At 30.3% G+C, this 21,425-nt stretch carries 16 protein-coding genes; 9 read left to right on the top strand and 7 right to left on the bottom strand.

Annotated features, from left to right (window positions below):
- Positions 1–233: 233 nt before the first annotated feature.
- The 4 genes from HYG85_RS11040 to HYG85_RS11025 all read right to left on the bottom strand — a co-directional run bounded on the left by HYG85_RS11040 (position 234) and on the right by HYG85_RS11025 (position 5,673).
- Positions 234–2,492: a glycoside hydrolase gene (locus HYG85_RS11040; RefSeq protein ID WP_212693489.1), complete on the bottom strand. Its 2,259-nt coding sequence runs from the start codon at positions 2,490–2,492 to the stop codon at positions 234–236.
- 64 nt (positions 2,493–2,556) lie between these two features.
- Entirely contained in the window at positions 2,557–3,390 is an 834-nt protein-coding gene (locus HYG85_RS11035; RefSeq protein WP_212693488.1) for a carbohydrate ABC transporter permease, read from the bottom strand.
- Between the two features lies 1 nt (position 3,391).
- Entirely contained in the window at positions 3,392–4,270 is an 879-nt protein-coding gene (locus HYG85_RS11030) for a carbohydrate ABC transporter permease (protein ID WP_212693487.1), read from the bottom strand.
- 89 nt (positions 4,271–4,359) lie between these two features.
- Positions 4,360–5,673, bottom strand: coding sequence for an ABC transporter substrate-binding protein (locus HYG85_RS11025; protein WP_212693486.1), 1,314 nt, complete (start codon positions 5,671–5,673; stop codon positions 4,360–4,362).
- A gap of 274 nt (positions 5,674–5,947) precedes the next feature.
- On the opposite strand from HYG85_RS11025, the gene HYG85_RS11020 reads away from it, so the two are divergent.
- Together HYG85_RS11020 and HYG85_RS11015 are read left to right on the top strand one after the other, a co-directional pair.
- Positions 5,948–7,720, top strand: coding sequence for a sensor histidine kinase (locus tag HYG85_RS11020; RefSeq protein WP_212693485.1), 1,773 nt, complete (start codon positions 5,948–5,950; stop codon positions 7,718–7,720).
- Positions 7,713–9,314, top strand: coding sequence for a response regulator transcription factor (locus tag HYG85_RS11015; RefSeq protein WP_212693484.1), 1,602 nt, complete (start codon positions 7,713–7,715; stop codon positions 9,312–9,314). Before HYG85_RS11020 ends, HYG85_RS11015 begins: the two co-directional genes overlap by 8 nt.
- A gap of 98 nt (positions 9,315–9,412) precedes the next feature.
- On the opposite strand, the gene HYG85_RS24765 is transcribed toward HYG85_RS11015, so the two are convergent.
- On the bottom strand, positions 9,413–9,760 hold the full coding sequence (locus tag HYG85_RS24765; protein ID WP_212693483.1) for a P-II family nitrogen regulator: 348 nt from the start codon (positions 9,758–9,760) through the stop codon (positions 9,413–9,415).
- 48 nt (positions 9,761–9,808) lie between these two features.
- Positions 9,809–11,032 (bottom strand): ammonium transporter, encoded by a 1,224-nt coding sequence (locus tag HYG85_RS11005; protein WP_244971311.1) that lies wholly within the window; start codon positions 11,030–11,032, stop codon positions 9,809–9,811.
- A 1,058-nt stretch (positions 11,033–12,090) separates the two neighbouring features.
- Here HYG85_RS11005 and typA point away from each other — a divergent pair.
- A complete protein-coding gene (gene typA / locus HYG85_RS11000; RefSeq protein ID WP_456300830.1) occupies positions 12,091–13,911 on the top strand; it encodes a translational GTPase TypA in 1,821 nt (606 codons plus the stop codon).
- A 522-nt stretch (positions 13,912–14,433) separates the two neighbouring features.
- On the top strand, positions 14,434–16,089 hold the full coding sequence (locus tag HYG85_RS10995) for a phosphoenolpyruvate carboxykinase (ATP) (RefSeq protein ID WP_212693482.1): 1,656 nt from the start codon (positions 14,434–14,436) through the stop codon (positions 16,087–16,089).
- A gap of 86 nt (positions 16,090–16,175) precedes the next feature.
- Here HYG85_RS10995 and HYG85_RS10990 read toward each other — a convergent pair whose 3' ends face one another.
- Positions 16,176–16,658, bottom strand: coding sequence for a MarR family winged helix-turn-helix transcriptional regulator (locus tag HYG85_RS10990; RefSeq protein WP_212693481.1), 483 nt, complete (start codon positions 16,656–16,658; stop codon positions 16,176–16,178).
- A 337-nt stretch (positions 16,659–16,995) separates the two neighbouring features.
- On the opposite strand from HYG85_RS10990, the gene HYG85_RS10985 reads away from it, so the two are divergent.
- The 5 genes from HYG85_RS10985 (at position 16,996) to HYG85_RS10965 (ending at position 21,376) form a co-directional block, all read left to right on the top strand.
- Positions 16,996–17,541 carry an RNA polymerase sigma factor gene (locus tag HYG85_RS10985; RefSeq protein ID WP_212693480.1) on the top strand — a complete coding sequence of 182 codons (546 nt, stop codon included), beginning with the start codon at positions 16,996–16,998 and terminating at the stop codon, positions 17,539–17,541.
- On the top strand, positions 17,534–18,313 hold the full coding sequence (locus HYG85_RS10980; RefSeq protein ID WP_212693479.1) for a hypothetical protein: 780 nt from the start codon (positions 17,534–17,536) through the stop codon (positions 18,311–18,313). Before HYG85_RS10985 ends, HYG85_RS10980 begins: the two co-directional genes overlap by 8 nt.
- The gene (locus tag HYG85_RS10975) at positions 18,303–19,172 is read left to right on the top strand and encodes an ATP-binding cassette domain-containing protein (RefSeq protein WP_212693478.1); all 870 of its coding nucleotides are present in this window, start codon (positions 18,303–18,305) and stop codon (positions 19,170–19,172) included. Before HYG85_RS10980 ends, HYG85_RS10975 begins: the two co-directional genes overlap by 11 nt.
- Entirely contained in the window at positions 19,173–20,288 is a 1,116-nt protein-coding gene (locus HYG85_RS10970; protein WP_212693477.1) for a hypothetical protein, read from the top strand. It abuts the gene before it with no gap.
- Positions 20,289–20,377: 89 nt separating this feature from the next.
- The gene (locus HYG85_RS10965) at positions 20,378–21,376 is read left to right on the top strand and encodes a radical SAM/SPASM domain-containing protein (protein ID WP_212693476.1); all 999 of its coding nucleotides are present in this window, start codon (positions 20,378–20,380) and stop codon (positions 21,374–21,376) included.
- The last annotated feature ends 49 nt before the right edge of the window (positions 21,377–21,425 follow it).

Here is a 21,425-nt window from a genome sequence, read left to right as displayed (position 1 = left end):
TCAGATATTTAACTTTATATAATCAAAATATCATAATACAATATACTTGTCAAGGTATTTGGCTCATAATGAAACTAATTATAATTAAAGTATCATTGATTCAACTAAAAATGATTCAACCTTATATGCTTAAGCATTAAAACCATTGTAAAAAAAGGTTAGCTCATCAACACTTTAATCAATAAAATGTTATGGAACTAACCTTATTCCTGTTTTGGTTTACATAATACTATTTACTTTAAGTAATCTCCTTCGTATCTATTCTTTATAATATTGAAATTGCCATTATGAGCATCTAATGTAAGATTGATGATACCATCTAGATTACTAATATCTTCATAATCATAATGCCAAGTTCCATCAATCTTGAAATCAATATGTACAGTTACGTTTTCAATGTCTCTATCATCCAGATTGGTTATTTCTATAACAGCTGGTCCGTTTTTACTTGAATTCAATTTCAAGAAATCTCCAGCCCAATGAGTTAATGCATTATTTCCTCCATTAGCCTTTAGATAAGTTTGTTTTGTATTATCAAAAGTATCTAGATATTCATAATCATAATGTTTCTTTCCATCAATATAGAAATCAATTCCAAGTTTTACATCTGTTATCTCCCTATCATCTGTTTTAGAGATATTTATTTGTTCCCCTCTATAATCAATTCCCCTAGCACAATTTATCCCTACACCACAACCCTGTGAAAATGGGTTTTTATCTCCTGTTACTCTAACCTTAATCTTATGTGTCCCAGGCGCTAACCTTTTACTGCTGAATATATAAGTATCCTCTTTGCTGACTTCTGAGAATAGATCAATCCATATTTCTGCTCCATCATCTACTGAAACACCTACCATACCATAATCTCTGCCCTTGTTTCCATATAACTTGACTCCAGTTCCTTCAAAAGTAAACTCTGCATAACTATCTCTTACATCACTTATATGATTACCGTTTTCATTATTCCAGTTTCCTACATAATTGAACTCATTGATATCTATTCCAACAATATTATTATCTACTTCTTTTACTTGCCCCAATGGTATGTAATCTATATTTGATACAACATATGTAGTTATTGATTTAGCTTTTGCAATAGCTGTCAATTGTTTGTTTGATATGAATGCATCTTCAATATGAGCTAGATTTTCCTGTGAAGATGTTCGATGTACAACTGCATACTCATCCATCTCATTGAATTTTGATAGATCATAATTATAATTAATATCACTATCAGTATTATTCAGCATCAATATAACAAGCTTCTTACTATCTTCATCATATGCTCCAATAGCATCCTTGCTGCCTATATCTATTAATTTATAGCCTGCTCTGATGAATTTGGAAAATTGACCATATGTATAATATTGTTTTTTGATCCAATATTTATATGATGTATCTTTATAATTAGCATGAATGAATCCCCATGCATCATCTCTATCTTCTTCATTTTCTACTGGCTGCCAATAAAGCCAAGCATCTGGTTTCATCTCTCTCAAATCATTAATGATTATTTCAGCAAGTTTAGTACCATTCTCAATATTATTATGATCATTACCGTCACCACAGCCAAACTCAGACATCCATAGTCGTTTGCCTTCCTGTTCCACAAAAGCATTGACGCCTCTTCTATTATCTCCACTATATGAATGAACATTCAATTGGGAAAGATAACTTTTTGTAATATCTTCATAATAATCATAATGGTCATCTAATTTGTCTATACTCCATACGTCCATAGCTGTTAATTGAGTATCCAATCCATTTTCTTCAATCTTGTCATGCAATGATTTCAATATATCATTTTGTGTATCCCATATTATCATACCTTCTTGAGGACGTCCTTTCATCCAAAACCCATCTGGTTCATTAAAAGGTTCCAATGAGCGAAAATCTATACCCCAGTAATCTCTGGCATGTTTAACTACTTGAACTAGATACTCAGCAAATGCGTCTGTATACTCTGGTTTGAAATTAGGTAGGGATAAGACATTACCTGCTGTACAACCAGATTTTGTCATCCAGTATGGTGCTGAATTAGCAAAAGCTTCAAATATATTGACACCTTTATTCTTAGCTATTTGAAGCATATCCCTCTGCCCTTCATCACCATTCCAGTTCCATACCCCTTCTTCTGGTTCATAACCCTCCATCTCTGCATTAAGAAAACAACCTGAATTCATATGATCGTGAGTAGGATTATCTCCTGCTCCTATATTGAAACGGACAATATTCATATCCAAACCATTATCACCAAAAAGAAGCTCTCCTATCTCATCACGCTTATCCTCTGGCCAATTTCCAATAGTATTGCCCCACCATGCAAGATTAATCCCCCAACCTTCCAGTGTTTGAAATTGTATGTTAGGATCTATTTTTACTACTGATACATCCTGAGCATGAACCTCTTCCACTGGTATTACTATCCCACTTAATGTTAAGACTACAGTTAAAACACAAATTATTGATGTTATCTTCCTAATCTTTTTCATAATATACCTTCTCCTTATTATATTAATAAAAATGATATCACTTTTTAAAAACATCGATTCAATTTTAACCTTTAACAGCTCCAGCTACAATGCCTTTCACTATATACTTCTGCATAGCAAAATAAAATATCAATATAGGAATCATAGCAAGTATAAACGCTGCAAATGCCAGATTCATCTGGGTATTGTATTTGCCATAGAAATAGAATTGCGTTAATGGTAATGTTCTTATCTTAGTATCCTGAAGGAATAATAATGGAAGGAAAAAATCATTCCAGATCCACATAGTATCAAGTACCAAAATAGTCATGGTAATAGGTTTCAATAATGGAAAGACAACTTTAAAAAATATTTGAGGTGTAGAAGCACCATCTATAGTAGCCGCTTCTTCCAACTCTTTTGGAATACCTTTTACAAATCCTGTATAGAGAAATACAGCTAAATGTACACCTAAACATATGTATATAAGAATAATACCCCATCTGTTGTTTACCAATCCAAATTTTCTCCCCATCTTATACAAAGGTATCATAATAACTTGAAAAGGCACCATCATACCTGATACAAACAATACATAAATGAAATTATAGAATTTCTTGTTACTTCTTGCTATAGCATATCCTGCCATAGAAGTAGCCAATACAATAAAAACAAGAGAAACAGAAGTAACAATAAAACTATTCTTGAAAGCTAAAGAGAAATTAGTGATTTTCCATGCATTAATAAAATTATCTAATCTAAATACTTTAGGTAAGCCATAAAATGACTGAAATGTTTCCCTAGGCGTCTTAAAAGCCATCAATACAGTTATATAAAAAGGCCAGATAGTAACTATCGCCAATATTATAGTTATAATACGTGGTAATATCTTAGATAGATGGATTCTTTTTCCTTCCATATTACATCTCCACCTCTCTTTTCCTAAAGAATTTCAGTTGTAGCATAGCCATAATAATCAATATCAATAAGAATATAAAAGACATAGAAGAACCATAGCCAGCTTGATTATTGGTAAATGTAGTTTCCCAAAGATATGTACTAAGAACATCTGTACAATGTCCTGGTCCTCCCGATGTTGTAACAAAAACCAGATCAAATACCATCATAGCCTGTTTTACTACAAGGACAAAATTTATTGTAATAGCTGGTCCCAGCATAGGAAGAGTAATCTTGAAAAATGATTGTAGATGATTAGCTCCATCAACTTTTGCACTCTCATATATATCTTCAGGTATACTCTGGAGTCCTGCTATATAAATAACCATTGTAGTCCCGGTACATAACCACAATTGTATAATTATTAATGCAATCATTGCCATGTCAGGATTTCCTAGTGGACTAGAAGTGAACTTCAGGTTAAGCATATCATATAATGCAGGTATCCCATCACTATACACATATGTCCATATGAATCCAGCCAATACAACACTTAGCACTGCTGGCATAAAAAAAATGGTTCTGAAAAAATTATTTACCCTAGAACTTTTGTTCAATAACACAGCCAACAAAAGTCCAAATACATTTTGAAATATCGCTACTCCAAGAGTGAATTTCAAAGTATTGAGTAACGCATTATAAAACAATTCATCCTGAAAAAGAGTTATATAATTTTTGAACCCTACAAAATCATAACTCTTCTGAATACCATCCCAATTCGTTAATGTAAGTATAAAACCTTGAATCACAGGTATTATAATAGATATTGTAAATAGAAATAGTGAAGGAAGAATAAATATGAAAAACCAACGTTGTCTGCTACTTTTTTTGGATGTTCCCATTATATCACCACCTGTATGAATAGAAGGGGCTACCTCAATTATAATATATCTTGTGTACCCCCTTCTTTTATGTTCAACTAATTATTTTTCTAATTATTTAATGTTCTCTGCATAAATTTGTCTTGAGCCTCTAATACTTCATCAACAGTTTTACGATCTATAAGATATTCGATTATATACTTGGTAATCTGTCCATCCCAATTTCCTGATAGTTGAGAAAGATAAGGCTGTGCATCATATATTTGACCATTATTGAAATAAGGTTCTATATCAGCAAGACATGGTGCAAAACTTAGACTTGAATCTTTTACAGCACTAATGGTCTTGATATTATCTGTCCATATCTTAGCAGCTTCCTTAGTTGTCATGAACTCAAGGAATTTCATTGCTTCATCAAGATGAGTTGATTCAGCTCCAGCAGCTATGACAAAATCACCTGTCGCCTCAAGTTTAACATCACTAGGATCTTCTGTTGCTGGATAAGGGAAGATACCTAAATCATTATTAAAGAATTCAGGATTCCTTTTTTCTATTTCAGGTAATATCCATAATCCTTGGAATATCATTGCTGCATCTCCTGCTGCAAACATATCAAGAGCTTTATTATAATCAACTCCCAATGGATCATCATTTCCATATGTATAGAAATCTTTACACTGTGCAATAACTGTTTTCCACTCAGGAGTATCTGCAAATGTTGTTTTACCATCTAAATAATTTTTACCCCATTCTGGCTGTCCTTGTAGATATAACACGTCAACAGCTGCTCTTGATTGGAACATTGATAGAGGCCATTCATCCTTATATCCAAGAGCAAAACCAGCAGTTCCTTCTTCTTTCAACTGTTTTGCTATACTCATTAACTCACTGTATGTTTTTGGAATCTCAAATCCTTTATCTTTAAAAATCTTTTTATTATAAAATACAGCTATAGGACTATTGTCAACAGGTACAGCATAATTCTTACCATCAGTGGCACTAGCTTTTACAGCCACATCTTGAATATTATCCATAAAAGTTTTATCTGTAAGATCTGCCAGATAACCTGCTTTTCCATATTTATTAAGAAGGTCTCCTTCTTTTAGACAAATGATATCGATTATTTCATTACTTGCGAATTTTGTTTTTAATATAGTATCGTAATTACCCCATTCCAATAAGTCTACATTTATTTCAATATTAGGGTACTCTTCGTTAAAAACTTCTATTATTTTATTAATCCCTTCTGTTGCTTCTGCTTTGAAATGAGTCATTTTCAAAGTTACTTTTGGTTGTTCTTCTTTATTAGAAGTTGTATCACCTTTTTGGGATGTAACTGATTCATCATTTTTTTTACCACACCCGATACAAGATGTAACCATAACCATAATAATTAATATTAGAACTAAAATCTTCTTTTTCATAATACTAACACCCTCCTATTTTTACATGCTTAGATTATTCTATTAAGATACATATATCATATTTTTTATATATTAATACTTCACTATAGAATTCTGCCTTGCAAGACAATTATATTATAATACAAAACCATAATTTTAATAATAAAATATATTGTGTTAGAAATGTTCAGTTTTTTGTGGAGATTTTCTTGTACTTATTTCTATATTTACAAACAAACTTCTATAACCTATAATAACTAATATGAATCCAGAAATCATTAGGGGAAGTGATTTAATGTTCAAACTCAACATTAAGACAAAAATTGCAATAGTCACTCTAACAATTTCAGTAGTATCCATACTTGCTATAAGTGTTTTATTCTATACCTCATATAAGAATTCCCTAATAAAGTCTACAGTTGATTCCAATAGCCAATTCACCAAATATATATCTGACTATCTTAATATTTATTTCAAGAAACTTCAATATACTGCCGTAGAACTCTATAATGAAACAGAATCTGTAAAACTTAAGATTATCAAAGATGGCTATTCGGATAATATTAATCAAAAATATAATCAAAGACAATCTCTAATGAACTACTTCACATTTATACAGAACCAAAGGAAAAGTATAGTTAAAACAGTAATCCTATCAGAGAATAAAACCATTGTTGAAACATGGAATCGAAATAATATATATACAAAAATTCACCTGGACCCTATTATAGAGAAATACGTTTATAATAATAATGATGATTCATTATTTTCTTCCTATAGCGCTACAGAAATAGATAAACAATTAATGGTGTACAAAAAAAATATATACGATCTATTCACCCATGAAAAATTGGGTACAATACTTTATTTTATAGACTATAATAAATTTGATTGGGAAAGGTATAATCTTCAGGATAATACTTTTTTCGTAGTTAATAAATATAATGAGATAATTTATCATCCCAACAGGGAACAGCTTGGTAAAAATGTTGATGACAATATAATAAGCTTATATTCCATTAACGAAAAAGGCTACTCTCTTCAACACAATGATAATCAGCTTATCAATTATAATAATCTTTTAGAACAATCAGATTTGAAACTTATAAATATTACAATAATGAATGAGTTAAAAAAGAACAAAACCATGGCTATGTTAACCACTATACTTGTAGTCATAACAGCTATTATTCTCAGTTCAGTTGCTTCATCATTCTTTGCTCTAAAAATTACCAAGCCAATTAAAAACTTATGTAATACTATGAAAAAGGTTGAAAAAGGTAACTTTAATATTAAAATCCCAGAAACCCAAAGAGAAGATGAAATAGCTATATTAAATAAAAGTTTCAACTATATGACTCTGAAAATAAAAGAAATGATTCAGTTTCAGTACCAACTTGAAGTCAAAAACAGGGAAGCCCAGCTAATGGTTTTACAATCCCAGATAAATCCTCATTTCTTATATAATACATTACAGACAATCAGCGGAAAAGCAATTCTTAATAATGATTATGAAATAAGTACCATGTGTAAAGCATTAAGTGATATATTTAGATACAGCATCCAGAGCGAACCCAAAGAAACAACTATCAAAGATGAACTTTTTCACATAAGCAACTATCTTTATATTCAACAAATAAGATTTGATAACACTATAGAAATAAATATAGATATAGACGAAGAATTCAAAAGCTGTTTAGTACCCCGTTTTATATTACAACCTATTGTTGAAAATGCCATAGTACATGGAATAGAGAAACATCCAATAGATAAAGAAATCATCTCCATCAATATTGAACAACATAATAATACACTTTCAATAATAATTGAAGACAACGGTCCTGGTATAGAAGACACCAAATTATGTAGAATCAAAAGATCCATTGATAGAGAACCCATGGAAACCAGCTCAGGTCTTACTGGAAGATCAAGTATTGGGCTTAGAAATGTAAACACCAGACTTAAAATCTTTTATGGTAAACAATATGGCATAAATATACATAACAAAAATACAGGACTTAAGATTATTATGACTATGCCATACAATAAGGAGGTTACTCATGTATAGAATAATGCTGGTAGACGATGAAATATGGATTAGAAAGTCTTTGACAAAGATGATAAAAGATACTTTATTACCTCTAAACGTAGTATGCGAAGCTAAAAACGCAAAAGAAGCATTATCCCTTATAGACACTTATAATCCAGAAATAATCATTACTGACATGAAAATGCCTGAATCAGATGGCATCCTGTTAATGGATAAAATATATTCCAATTATAAATATATCAAAATAATAGTTGTAAGTGGTTATTCCGAATATGATTACATGAAAAAAGCAATATCAATCAATGCTGTTGATTACCTATTAAAACCTATAACCATTGAAGATCTAAGTTTTACATTAAAAAAAGTGATTTCACTGATTGAAGAAGAAAAACAAATAACAACCAATAAAGAACTTATTCAATCCAATAATAGAATAAATAGAGAAATGTTCTTTCAGAATCTAGTATCTTCTAGAATAGTAAATATAAAAGATATTGAATTAGAATCCAAAAGATTAGATATACCTATGACTTTTAATTCTTACAGCTTAATCCTATGCGCCTTCAAAAATCTATACAAAGCTGCTAAAGATAATTATTATGGAAATATAGAACTGCTAATACACGATGTTGAAATAATGTTACAAAAATACCTTAACAATAATGTCTCTGGATATGTATTTAAAACTGATGATAGAACGAGAATATGTATACTATTTCATTCATCCGATTATACTTCAATAAAAGATGCCTTAAATACATTTAGCTCATATATAAATAATAATATGGACATAAAGTTAATAGCTGGAATAAGTCTACCTTTTACCCAATTAACTAATCTCAATACTGCTTATAACCAAGCTACAGAAGCACTATATCATAATACAGTCAACTTACCAGTATTATATTGCTTATTCAACAATATAGACAAGACCAAAAAAGATATAAATATATGTAATGAAGAAATTAAAATATTGTCTAGAGCCATAATAAGTAAAAATATATCTGAGATTAAAAATAACTTCTCCAAAATCATTAATATGGTTTCAAGAAATAACAATATTACCCTACGGGATTTACACAAATTACACCTAAATCTAATTGTATCCATAAAAGAAGCTCTTATCAAGATACAAATACTAAGCCTAGACAAGATAACTCCATACCTTAATATAGAAAATACATATAAAATAATTAGTTTCACACAATTCCAAGAGTGCAATATAAATATTTGTAATAAGATTGTAGAAGCTATAACCAATGATAAATCCACAGATATAACAGAGATGAAGGAAAATATAGAAACCTATATAAATGAACATTACAACGAGGATATAAGTCTAGTGGATATAGCATTCCAATATCACTTTGAACCTACATATTTCAGCAAACTATTCAAATCCTCCATGAAAGTTGGCTTCACAGAATATTTAATATCCAAAAGAATTGAGAATGCTTGTAAATACTTAATATCCACTAATTTGAAAATAAACGATATATCCATTATGGTAGGCTATGAGAATCCTAGATATTTTAGTCAGATATTCAGGAAATTCACTGGGTATACCCCTAGCCAGTATAGAGTTAATGGCTCTAATCAGCAAACTTCATAATTATCATACATAATAAATATATTAAGCTTAAGCCTTATAATTACAAAGACTTAAGCTCTTAAAATAAACCCACCTAATTTAAATTTACTTTTTATTACCTAGAGTGCCCTAACACCCTCTTCACCCGTTCTAATCTTTATCACGTTCTCAACAGGATATAAAAATATCTTTCCGTCCCCGATCTGTCCTGTTTTCAAAACCTTTTTTGCCGTTGCAATAACCATATCAACAGGCACTTCACATACTACCATCTCCACCTTTACCTTTGGAAGAAGATTTATAGTAAGGGGTATACCTCTATATGTCTCGGTAATTCCCTTTTGCATACCACAGCCTAAAACTTGTGTTACAGTCATACCTGTAATACCAATATCATGAAGAGCTTCTTTTAATTCTTCAAACTTAGAACTTCTAGTTATAATATCGATCTTAGTCATCTTATCCATATATAATCCTCCCTTTTAATATAAACCTATAAATATTTATCTATATGATTATAAATTTATATAAGCTGAAATCCCATGTTCTATATTATCTAGACCATTGATTTCTGTTTGCTCCCTAACACGTAAACCAACAAAAAACCTAATAAACCAAAAAGTCACAAAAGCCAAAGTTATTGCAGTTATTCCGCATACCATTACCCCAATTAATTGAGAGCTAAGTACCTTAAGCCCTCCTCCATATAATAAACCTCCATTAGTTGAAAAAATACCTATAGCTAAAGTCCCAAATGTTCCACAGACCCCATGAACTGATATAGCTCCTACAGGATCATCAATTTTTAACTTTGAATCCACAAACTCCACAGATAAAATCATTATAATACCACTCAATAAACCTACTACTACAGCACCAACATAAGATATTTCATTAGCTCCTGCCGTTATACCAACCAATCCTGCCAAAGCACCATTCAGAGTAAGAGGCGCATCAGGATTCTTATACTTCAAACAACAAAATACCAAACTTGATAAAGTTGCCGCAGCTCCACTAAGTAAAGTAGTTACTGCACTATGTATCGTAACTGACGAGGTAATATCTAACGTACTCCCTGGATTAAATCCAAACCATCCAAACCAAAGAATCAAAACTCCCAATGCCCCTAGAGGTATGTTATGACCCGGTATAGCAACAGGCTTATTCTTTCTATACTTCCCTGTTCTAGGTCCAACCATATAGGCACCAATCAATGCACAAAAACCTCCTACCGCATGAACCGCTGTTCCACCTGCAAAATCTCTGAACCCAAATTGTTCAGCCAAAAATCCTCCTCCCCATATCCAATGACCTATCAATGGATATATAAAAGTAGTAGCCACCAAACAGAAAATTATATAAGAAGTAAATTTTGTTCTTTCTGCCATAGCTCCTGATACAATAGTTGCACATGTAGCTGCAAATATAGCTTGAAAGAAAAAGAATACATCAAAGGATATTCCATTTAATTCTTCAGGTTTTCCAATCAACATAAGCATATCCGTACCAATAACTCCCCCAAAATCTGTACCATACATAATTGAATAACCCACAAAAAAATAGCACATAACTCCTATTGAAACCGTTACAAAATTCTTCATAATAATATTTACTGCATTTTTTGATTGAGTGAATCCAACCTCTACCATTGCAAAACCTGCGTGCATCAAAAAAACAAAAACGCTGGCTATCAGTACCCACATCGAATTGATTATAAATGCTGTATTCATTTTACTCATCCATCCCTTCTAGTATATATTTAACAGCTTGTTCCTCCAAAAGATTTTCAAAATTAGCAAATTATACTTCTTTATAATTTAGGCTACGGTCGCTCCGATAGTATAGGAGAATATTCCGTCAGCCAATTAAACGTCCGTGTTAATTAAATAAGAATGTACATTGAGTCCATTCTTATTTCTGACAGTCCAGTAGGGCTGTCAGATTAAAGGCTGAGTTCGCCGTCCATGGCTCACTGCTCCATATTCCCCTATACTATCTACACTCGTTATTTCTATCATATCTACATTTGCCTTACACAGTATAACGATATGATTTATCTAACGTAATAAATTTAAACAAGAACGTAGTTCCTATAAAAAATAAATAAAAAAAGCCCATACGTCATTTTTGACGTATGGACTTCATTGTCCACTCATTTATCTAATATCTATTAGAGTTTCTATGTAGAATCCACCCTTGAATTCATGTTGAAAATTATACACTATACTTGAATTTCTGTCAATATTATTTTACAAATTTATTTTAATAACAATTCAATCAATTGAACTTGCTTCTACCTTTTCTTGCATATTTACGATATTCTATAGTATCATCCCCTATAAAATCCTATCTAAAAATTCTCTATCTCATATTTCTTTCTATTGAATACTAGGAACTGAATGGTATATATAGTTAGTTTTACGAAGACCGTTCCTTGGAGTAAGGCGAAGTAAAACTAACTATATATACCAACGCAGCCATCAATATACCCTCCCTCATAATAAATCCCCCCTATTACCAACTACCTTAACTCCAACATACTCCCCCATATTTATTAACTTTCCCCCTCTTTAAAAACATATATTTTGAAATTTCTGGACATATTACCTCTAATTATCTACCATCTTTCCAAAATGTTCCTCAATCTCTACTTGATTATTTCCCCAATAACGTATAAACTATATAGTTGGTGCATTAAATGATTCTTAAAAAACCTTAAATGAAATATCATTTAATTTATTATATATAGCTAGAAATATTTAACATACCAGAAGACATTAAAATTAGAAAGCAGGGTATAAATATGTCAGAACAAAAAATTATAAATATAGCAGTAATAGCCCACGTAGATGCAGGTAAATCAACTTTGGTAGATGCGTTCTTAACTCAAAGTGGTATCTTTCGTGAAAACCAAGAGATTGTTGACCAAGTAATGGATAGCAACGACCTTGAAAGAGAACGTGGAATAACAATATATTCCAAAAACTGTTCAATAAACTATAAAGACTATAAAATCAATATTGTAGATACACCAGGACACTCCGACTTCTCATCAGAAGTAGAAAGAATCATTAAAACAGTTGACACAGTAATACTATTAGTTGACTCAAGTGAAGGTCCTATGCCTCAAACTAGATTTGTTCTTCAAAAATCACTTGAACACAACTTAAACCCAATACTATTCATTAATAAAATTGATAAAAAAGATCAAAGAGCTGAAGAAGTTGTAGACATGACTTTTGACTTATTCGCAGAACTTGATGCTAACGACGAACAACTTGATTTTCCAATAATATACGGTACAGCAAGAGAAGGTATAGCTAAATATTCTATGGATGATGACTATACAGATCTTACTCCACTATTTGAAACGATTGTTAAACATACAAAACCTTATCCAGACAAAAACAATGAATCATTACAATTACAAATATCTGCTCTAGCATATGATGATTATATTGGTAGATTAGGTATTGGTAGAGTTTCAAGAGGTGTAATAAAAGAAGGTCAGCAGGTAGCTATATGTAAAAGAGATGGAACAACTGAAAAAGGTAAGATTTCCAAACTATTTACCTATGAAGGACTTAATCAAGTATCTAAGAAAGAATTAAAAAGTGGTGATATAGCTGTTATAGCAGGTATTTCTAATCTATCTATCGGTGAAACATTCTGTGATCCAGAAAATGTTGAACCTATGGAACTTATAAAAATAGAAGAACCTACATTGTCAATGAATTTCCTAGTTAACAATTCACCATTTGCAGGACAATCCGGTAAATATGTTACAACTAGACATATTAAAGACAGATTAGATAAAGAATTAGAAATTAACGTTGGTCTAAAAGTAGATGAATTAGGTGGTATTGATGGATATAAAGTATCTGGTAGAGGAGAACTTCATCTTTCTATTCTAATTGAAAATATGAGAAGAGAAGGTTACGAATTAAGTGTTTCAAAACCTGAAGTTCTTATGCATAGAGAAGAGGGTAAATTACTAGAACCAGTAGAAAGAGTTATAGTTAATATCCCAGATGAATATTCTGGAACAGCCATAAGCAAACTTAACCTTAGAAAAGGTAGAATGGAAACTATGCTTTCAGAAAATGGTTATACACGTATGGAATTTATTGTTCCAACAAGAGGATTACTTGGATTCAGGAGTGAACTAATCACTGATTCTAGAGGAGAAGCTACAATAATACGTTCATTTGAAGCATATGAACCTCACAAAGGTGAAATACCTTGTAGAAGTAATGGTGTATTGATTTCTGGAGAAAGAGGTGTAGCTATGCCTTATTCCCTTAATAACCTAACTCAAAGAGGAACAATGATTATACATGCAACTACAGAAGTATATGAAGGTATGATTATAGGTATTAACTCTAGAAAAGAAGATATGACAGTTAATCCATGTAAAAACAAAAAATTAACTAATACTCGTTCATCAGGTGCAGATGATGCAGTTAAATTATCACCACCAAAAATATTCAGCTTAGAAGAAGCATTAGAATTCATTGATAATGATGAGTTAGTAGAAATAACACCAGATAGTATTAGATTAAGAAAGAAATATCTAACAGAAAGCGAAAGAACTAAATTCATAAATAGAAATAAATAACTTACAAAAAATTACGTATACTAAAACTGATATAACATTGTAATACTAAAAGCTACTAATCTAATAGTAGCTTTTTTATTTTGGAGTTGTATATTATCAAAATGATTTTATGCTTCTTATAATAAAAAGTAATATATTTTTAATTAATACACAAACTTAAAATAGATACAAACTTTTATATATATCTAGAAGTTTTTTATGACATTTTTTTATTTTTTATTTTCAAGATTGACAAAATTACTAGAAAACACTTAAAAAAATGAAATCCTTTAAAAATCCTAACAAAAACTCAATAATTAATTATGCAAATCTTGGTTGACATTTGCAAAACGTAATATTATAATTAACATGGGGAAGATTTGAAAGTATTATAGGATAAAGAAATTAACTTCTTTATATAAAAATTTTAAATTAATATAAAGTATAACTTTTTACTATAATCACCGATAATAAATTAATCACTGTGTGATAAATTTATATATATACTATTACAAATTAATATACATGAAGGAGGAATACCTAATGGCAACAAAAAGAACTTATAGTTGGGATCAAATTAAAAAAGATAATCCTATCTTTTCACAAATTCGTACTACAATCGAGACACCTTTTTATGGAAACAACGTAGTTGACGTTAATTCTCTTAAGGAAGCTTACAAATTAGCGAAAAATTCTCCAGGAACAATTGTAACTGATATTCCTGTATACAAACCAGGAAAACTTGGTCTTGACGAAGATGCAAAAGTATTATTATTCAATGATGGTGCTGTAAAAGGACGTTGTGCAGCTGCAAGAAGAATCATTGGTGAACCAAATGTAGATCAAGAAGAATACGCTACAAAAATAAGAGAAGCAGTATACAATACTAGATACCGTAAAATGTACCATGCTCAAGCTTATGTTGGCTTAGATGCAGACTTTATGGTAAAGGCTCACTTATTAATTCCAGAAGGTTTCGAAAACATAATGTATTCTTGGTTACTAAATTTCCAATACTTAAATGAAGAGTACAATAATCTTTATGAAAAATCAAAAGTAATTGAAAATGAAGGAGATATCTATATTTTCTCTGATCCAGATTGGGCACATGAAGATCATCCACTTGGGCTTACTTTCTTTGATCCAACACATAACTGTGCTGCTTTACTTGGTATGAGATACTTCGGAGAACACAAAAAAGGTACTCTAACACTTGGATGGGGAACAGCTAACAGACATGGATACGCTGCTTGCCACGGTGGACAAAAACGTTATAACTTATCTAACGGAGATAAATTCGTTGCAGGTGTATTTGGATTATCAGGTTCAGGAAAATCTACTATTACACATGCAAAACATAATGACAAATATGATATCACAGTACTTCATGATGATGCATTCATTATTTCAACTGAAAACAGTTCATCAGTAGCACTTGAACCATCATATTTCGACAAGACTCAAGATTATCCAATGGATAACGACGACAACAAATTCTTAATCACTGTTCAAAACAATGGTGTAACAATTGATAATGATGGAAAGATCGTTCTTGTAACAGAAGATATAAGAAACGGAAACGGACGTGCTGTTAAATCAAAATTATGGTCACCTAACCGTGAAAATAAATTTGCTGAACCAGTTAATGCTATCTTCTGGTTAATGAAAGACCCTACACTTCCACCAATCATGAAATTAGACGGAGCTTCATTAGCTTCTGTAATGGGTGCAACATTAGCAACTAAGAGAACATCAGCTGAAAGATTAGCTGAAGGTGTAGACCCTAATGCGTTAGTAGTAGAACCATATGCTAACCCATTCAGAACTTATCCTCTTGCTGATGACTACAACAAATTCAAGCAATTATTCAGTGATAACGATGTAGATTGTTACATCTTGAATACTGGATTCTTCATGGGCAAAAAAGTTACACCTGCAATTACTTTAGGTTCATTAGAAGCTATTATTGAAGGTACTGCTAAATTTGTACCATGGGCTCCATTCAGTGACATTGAAATCATGGAAATTGAAGGATTTATTCCAGATATGAAAGATTCTGAATATGTTGACCAATTAAAAGCTAGAATGATTGACAGAGTTAACTTCGTTAAATCTACTGAAACTGATAAAGGCGGATTTAATAAGTTACCAGCTGAAGCTCTAGAAGCTTTACAAAAAATCGTTAACGAATTAAAATAATAACTATTAATAATAAAATGATTTTCACCGATCATAAAACAATGCAATTCACCAATAAAGGCTACCCTAACAGGTAGCCTTTTAAATTATTTACTATTCTTTTTAGTTTTTTTATATTTAACTTTCTTGGACTTCATTCTCTGGAAATAATCATTTATCCCACCTACACCCTTTAAGAAAACTTCCATTTCCTTTTCATCAAGTAGTGCTATAATATCTTCTATCATATTTTTGTGGAACAATGCATGGTGATTATATACTTTCAATCCCAAATCGGATAATGAGATAAGAACGACTCTTCTGTCCTTTGTACTTCTGTTTCTATTGACATAACCTTTTTTTACAAGATTATTGATTGCGATGGTTAATGTCCCTACAGTAATTTCTAAATCTTTGGCAACAGATGACATATTTCTACCATTTCCAAGTCCTATGGCTTCAATAATATGCATATCTGTAATGGAAATATTACTAAACTCATCAGTTATAAGTGCTTTCTCTTCAATTGTCATAATTTCATTAAACAAATTCACTAGCAAATCATTTAAAGTTTCATAAGTATTTTCCATATCTCACCTAACCTTGTACCATAATATAATCGAAGTATATAATAAATACCAAGTATTGTCAAACCTGTATTTAAAGAACTTCATTAAAAACTATTTTTTATCTTTTTTTTACATATAATAACTTTATATGTTTTACCTTTTTATTATACTGCCCTAAAATATACCATTTAACCCTAGTGGTTAAAGACTTTTATAACAAATAAAAATTAATGTTTAAAACTCAGTGGTATATATATTATTATTAATGTGATTATATTGGTAATAATTAACATTAAAAAAATATATTTTTTTTAAATCTTTTTTACTTACATCTACGTTTATTATAAGGGTGAGAAAAATGAATACTGATGAAATACTGATAAAAAAAATTATATCTGGTGATGAAGAAGCATTGAATCTACTAGTAAAAAAATATTATGAACTAGTTTATGGATTCGTATACAGAAAAATAGGCAATTACCATATGTCTTATGATATCACTCAGGAAATTTTTATAAAAATGATTAAATCCATAAAAAAATACAAACACAAAAATAATTTTATCAATTGGTTATTAAAAATAGCTGTTAATCATTGCAATGATTTCTATAGAAGCAATAAGAATAAGGAGCATGTACCTATAGATAATTTCTACAGCTTAGAATCGGATAGTAATCCCCACAAGGAATGGCTTCAAAAAATAGATGGTGAAGTCATAAGAAAACTCGTATTAACCTTACCTGACTACCAAAGAGATGTAATTATACTCCGCTTTTACAACCAATTGAAATTCAAGGAAATAGCAGATATTACTAAATGCAGTGAATCAACTGCTAAATCAAGATATCGGCAGGGACTTGCCAGATTAAAATTATTAATAAAGGAGGATAAACATTTTGAATGATAAATCTACTGATAAATTAGAAAATCTGATTCTAGAATCTATAGAAGAATCAGTAATCAATTACCCAGATGATATAAGGATAGATGACACAATAAATACTCTAAAACAATATATGCCAAATAAATTAGAGAAACAGAAAAATAAAGAAAAGATTCCTTTATTACAAAAGTTAAGAAAAGATATATCCCTAGTAAGTCCATTTTATTGGCTGCTAAGCTTTACCATTTATATTATAGGGATGTCATTGACATTGATATCTAAAACTCCTTATATAACCATTAGTTTTTTCTCACCCATACCATTTATCATTATGTTTTTTGAAGATATCAAAAGTAGAGAGAATAATGTATTGGAGATGGAACTTGCCTGTAAATATTCTCCACAAGTAATTATTCTAAATAAAATAATTACAATTATATTTTATAACCTTTTAGTTATGTCAAGCATTTCTTTAATTATATATAATGTAATACCGGATACAACATTTTTCAACCTATTGATAACATGGTTGACACCTATGTTGGTTGTAAGCAATATTACCCTATATATGATAAAAAAAATCAGAACCAGTTTTGCATTATCAGCTATCTTACTAATTTGGCTGGCATTCATCATGTGGATTATAAATACACCTACTGTAGTTGATAAACTCTATACATTAAATACTTTTATTTACATTGGGATCATTATAATAACTACAGTACTTCTTATAATACAGCTAAGAGACTATATAAAAGAGAATTCAGAGAGGAGTGTACTTTTTGGAGCTTAAAATCGAAGGTATAACTAAAGATTATAAAAACAATACAGCATTAGATAATTTCCATTGTCAGCTTAGGTCAGGTATATATGGATTAGTCGGTCCTAATGGTGCTGGAAAAACTACACTGCTAAGAATTCTAGCAACAATAATAAAACCTACTAAGGGACGAATACTGATTGATGGTCAGGACATCACACTCAACGAAGAAGATTATAGATCTATAATAGGATACCTTCCTCAAAAATTGGGTTTTTACAGAGATTATACCGTCACTAGATTTCTCACCTATATAAGTAATTTAAAAGGTGTTGATAAAAATCTATCAAGGGATAAAATCAATAATCTTCTAAGACTCTTGAACCTTAGTGAATACAAAGACAAAAAAATTAAAACTTTATCAGAAGGAATAAAACAGAGAATAGGTATTGCGCAAGCTTTACTGAACAACCCTAGAATACTTATATTTGATGAACCAACTTTGAATCTTGACCCAAAAGAAAGAATTAATTTCAAAAATCTAATATCCAGGCTCTCATCAGATAAGATAATTATTATATCAACACATATAATTTCTGATATTGAATGTTTATCAAAAGAAATAATATTAATAAAAAAAGGTGAAAAGATAATACAAGATACACCTATAGAAATACTAAAACCTATTGAAAATAAAGTATGGGAAGCAACCATTGATGAAAAATCTTTACTAGAGTTACAAAATAATTATCTAGTGACTGATATTAAGAATAATGGTACTGATATTAGGATACGGATTATATCAGACACAAAACCTGATGTAGACTTTTATTTAACAAATCCAGTACTAGATGATTTATATATGTATTATTTTGGAAAGGAGAATGATTAATTGTTTATACTAACTAAATATGAACTAGGCAAAATTTTTCAGAAAAAAATTATTTATGTGGCTTTATTTTTATTTCTTATCTTAAGCAGTATAAATATATATAACTCTTTTCAGATATATGATTATGATCTATATTTAATTCCAAAAGATTTACAGAAACCTATAACTGAAAATATATTTGAGAATAAAATCAAAAATATAAATGAAGGATATATATATGGAGAGTTAACTGATTCAGAGAAAAAATCGGTAAACCTGTACACTGCTATAAGTGATGCTAAAAATAATTATGATTCATTAATTATTGAGAAAAATTCTATATTGGAACAATTGAATACTATAACAAATAAATCTACATTCAATTACAGAAATACCAAGTTACAATATGAAATGTTCAACAAGATCCCTAGACCTTATATTTTTAATGAACAAGGCTGGTATGAGGTAGTAAATTATATTAATCAAAATGGAATGCTCTATGTGTGTATTTTAATAATTTTAGGGATCTCTACAGCTATTACCTCAGAATATAGCACTTACATGGACTCTATAATCAAAAGCAGTAAAAAGGGGAAAAAACAGTTTATAACCGCTAAAATATATGCTTCCATCATATATACAGTGATTATTTCACTTATATTTGCGGCATTCAACAGCATTCCATATTTAATGTCTCTAGATAACTATGGTTATAATGTACCAATACAAAATATATACGATTTTATACATTCACCTTATTTATTAACTATTGGTCAATATCTATTAGTTCAATTTTTAGTACATCTAGCAGGCGCAATAATATTTTCATTGATTGTATTACTTGTATCCGCATTATGTAGGTCAATGCTTACATCCATATTCTTATCAAGTTCCATATGGGCTTTACCATTAGTCATTGAACAGTATACATATGTAGAGGATAAAACTCCAGGTATAATTGACTTTTCTCTTACTAATATAATTAAAGCTGCACCTTTGTTCAGAACTTATAAGACCTATAATATTTTAGGTTATCCTGTTTTATATCCTTATTTGTTAATAGGTATTTATATTATACTTGTACCAGTAATTTTATACTTAGTTTATTATTTCTTTAAAAACAAACATGTACAGTGACTAGAAAAATAGGGGAGTATTTTTCATATAATGACTGATAATAATAAACTTATAATCCACTAGATTTTTTTGATGAAGGGAGAAATATCATGATAATAAATCCATATAAAAATGGTGTCGGTAAGATTAAATCTTACTTAGAAAAAAAATGTCCTAAGGCTTTGGAGAAACATATACTACCAAGAAGTGTATTTGTTTTTGATCGCCTCTTTACCCATAAAAGTAAAAAATTAGCAAGAAAATATCTTTCTATGAAGGAATTTCCTGTCTTTCAAACTATTGAGGTTGAAACAATCAATAGATGTAATGGCAGCTGTGCTTTTTGCCCTGTCAATAAGAACAATGACCCTAGACCATTTAAAATAATGGATGAATCACTTTTAACTTCTATTCTTACACAGTTACAGGAAATCAATTATTCTGGTAGTTTTGGATTATATTCTAATAACGAACCATTATTAGATAAACGGTTGATTGATTTATTAAAACGCTCAAGAGAAGCTTTACCTAATGCAGAGCTATTTCTATTCACTAATGGTTCATTACTGACTATCGAAAAATTTATAGAGATCAGGAAATATCTAGATAAATTGATAATAGATAATTACAATGACCAATTAGAAGCCAATGAGAAAGTTAAAATAATTGATGACTACAATGAGAAGAACCCATCTGACTGTAAAATCTTCATCTATCTTAGAAAAGAAAATGAAGTATTGACCAATAGAGGTGGACAAGCAAATAATCGTACAAGTAATAAGTTCAAGCTGAAATCATCCTGTATGTATCCTTTTGAACAAGTAGTTGTACGCCCTGATGGCAAATTAAGTCTATGTTGTAATGATGCAACTGGTAAAATTACTATGGGAGATCTAACAAAAGAAAGACTTATAGATATTTGGAGAGGTGAAAAATATCAAAACCTCAGAAAAATGATGTTAAAGGATAGAAGTCTTCATCAAATGTGTAAAAATTGTGATGTAGTAACACCAAAATTTGCTTCTGGCTCAACTTTCCATATAAAAAATATCTTTAAGATGCTGGCAAACAAAAATACCGCCCCTAAAAATAAACGCTTACACACATAACACAATCTCACTACTTATAACATAATATTTATTATAATTATTTATAAGG

Origin of the sequence: Vallitalea guaymasensis (assembly GCF_018141425.1) — a bacterium.
GTDB classification, from domain to species: Bacteria; Bacillota; Clostridia; order Lachnospirales; family Vallitaleaceae; genus Vallitalea; species Vallitalea guaymasensis.
This window is presented reverse-complemented; position numbering and strand designations above follow the sequence as displayed.

Bases quoted from the DNA above. Each gene is read 5' to 3' on its own strand.
- HYG85_RS11030 (WP_212693487.1), bottom strand. From the start codon at position 4,270: ATGGGAACATCCAAAAAAAGTAGCAGACAACGTTGGTTTTTCATATTT.
- HYG85_RS10965 (WP_212693476.1), top strand. From the start codon at position 20,378: ATGATAATAAATCCATATAAAAATGGTGTCGGTAAGATTAAATCTTAC.
- HYG85_RS11035 (WP_212693488.1), bottom strand. From the start codon at position 3,390: ATGGAAGGAAAAAGAATCCATCTATCTAAGATATTACCACGTATTATA.
- HYG85_RS11020 (WP_212693485.1), top strand. From the start codon at position 5,948: ATGTTCAAACTCAACATTAAGACAAAAATTGCAATAGTCACTCTAACA.
- HYG85_RS10995 (WP_212693482.1), top strand. From the start codon at position 14,434: ATGGCAACAAAAAGAACTTATAGTTGGGATCAAATTAAAAAAGATAAT.
- HYG85_RS11015 (WP_212693484.1), top strand. From the start codon at position 7,713: ATGTATAGAATAATGCTGGTAGACGATGAAATATGGATTAGAAAGTCT.
- HYG85_RS10990 (WP_212693481.1), bottom strand. From the start codon at position 16,658: ATGGAAAATACTTATGAAACTTTAAATGATTTGCTAGTGAATTTGTTT.
- HYG85_RS11005 (WP_244971311.1), bottom strand. From the start codon at position 11,032: ATGAGTAAAATGAATACAGCATTTATAATCAATTCGATGTGGGTACTG.
- HYG85_RS11025 (WP_212693486.1), bottom strand. From the start codon at position 5,673: ATGAAAAAGAAGATTTTAGTTCTAATATTAATTATTATGGTTATGGTT.
- HYG85_RS11040 (WP_212693489.1), bottom strand. From the start codon at position 2,492: ATGAAAAAGATTAGGAAGATAACATCAATAATTTGTGTTTTAACTGTA.
- HYG85_RS10985 (WP_212693480.1), top strand. From the start codon at position 16,996: ATGAATACTGATGAAATACTGATAAAAAAAATTATATCTGGTGATGAA.
- HYG85_RS24765 (WP_212693483.1), bottom strand. From the start codon at position 9,760: ATGGATAAGATGACTAAGATCGATATTATAACTAGAAGTTCTAAGTTT.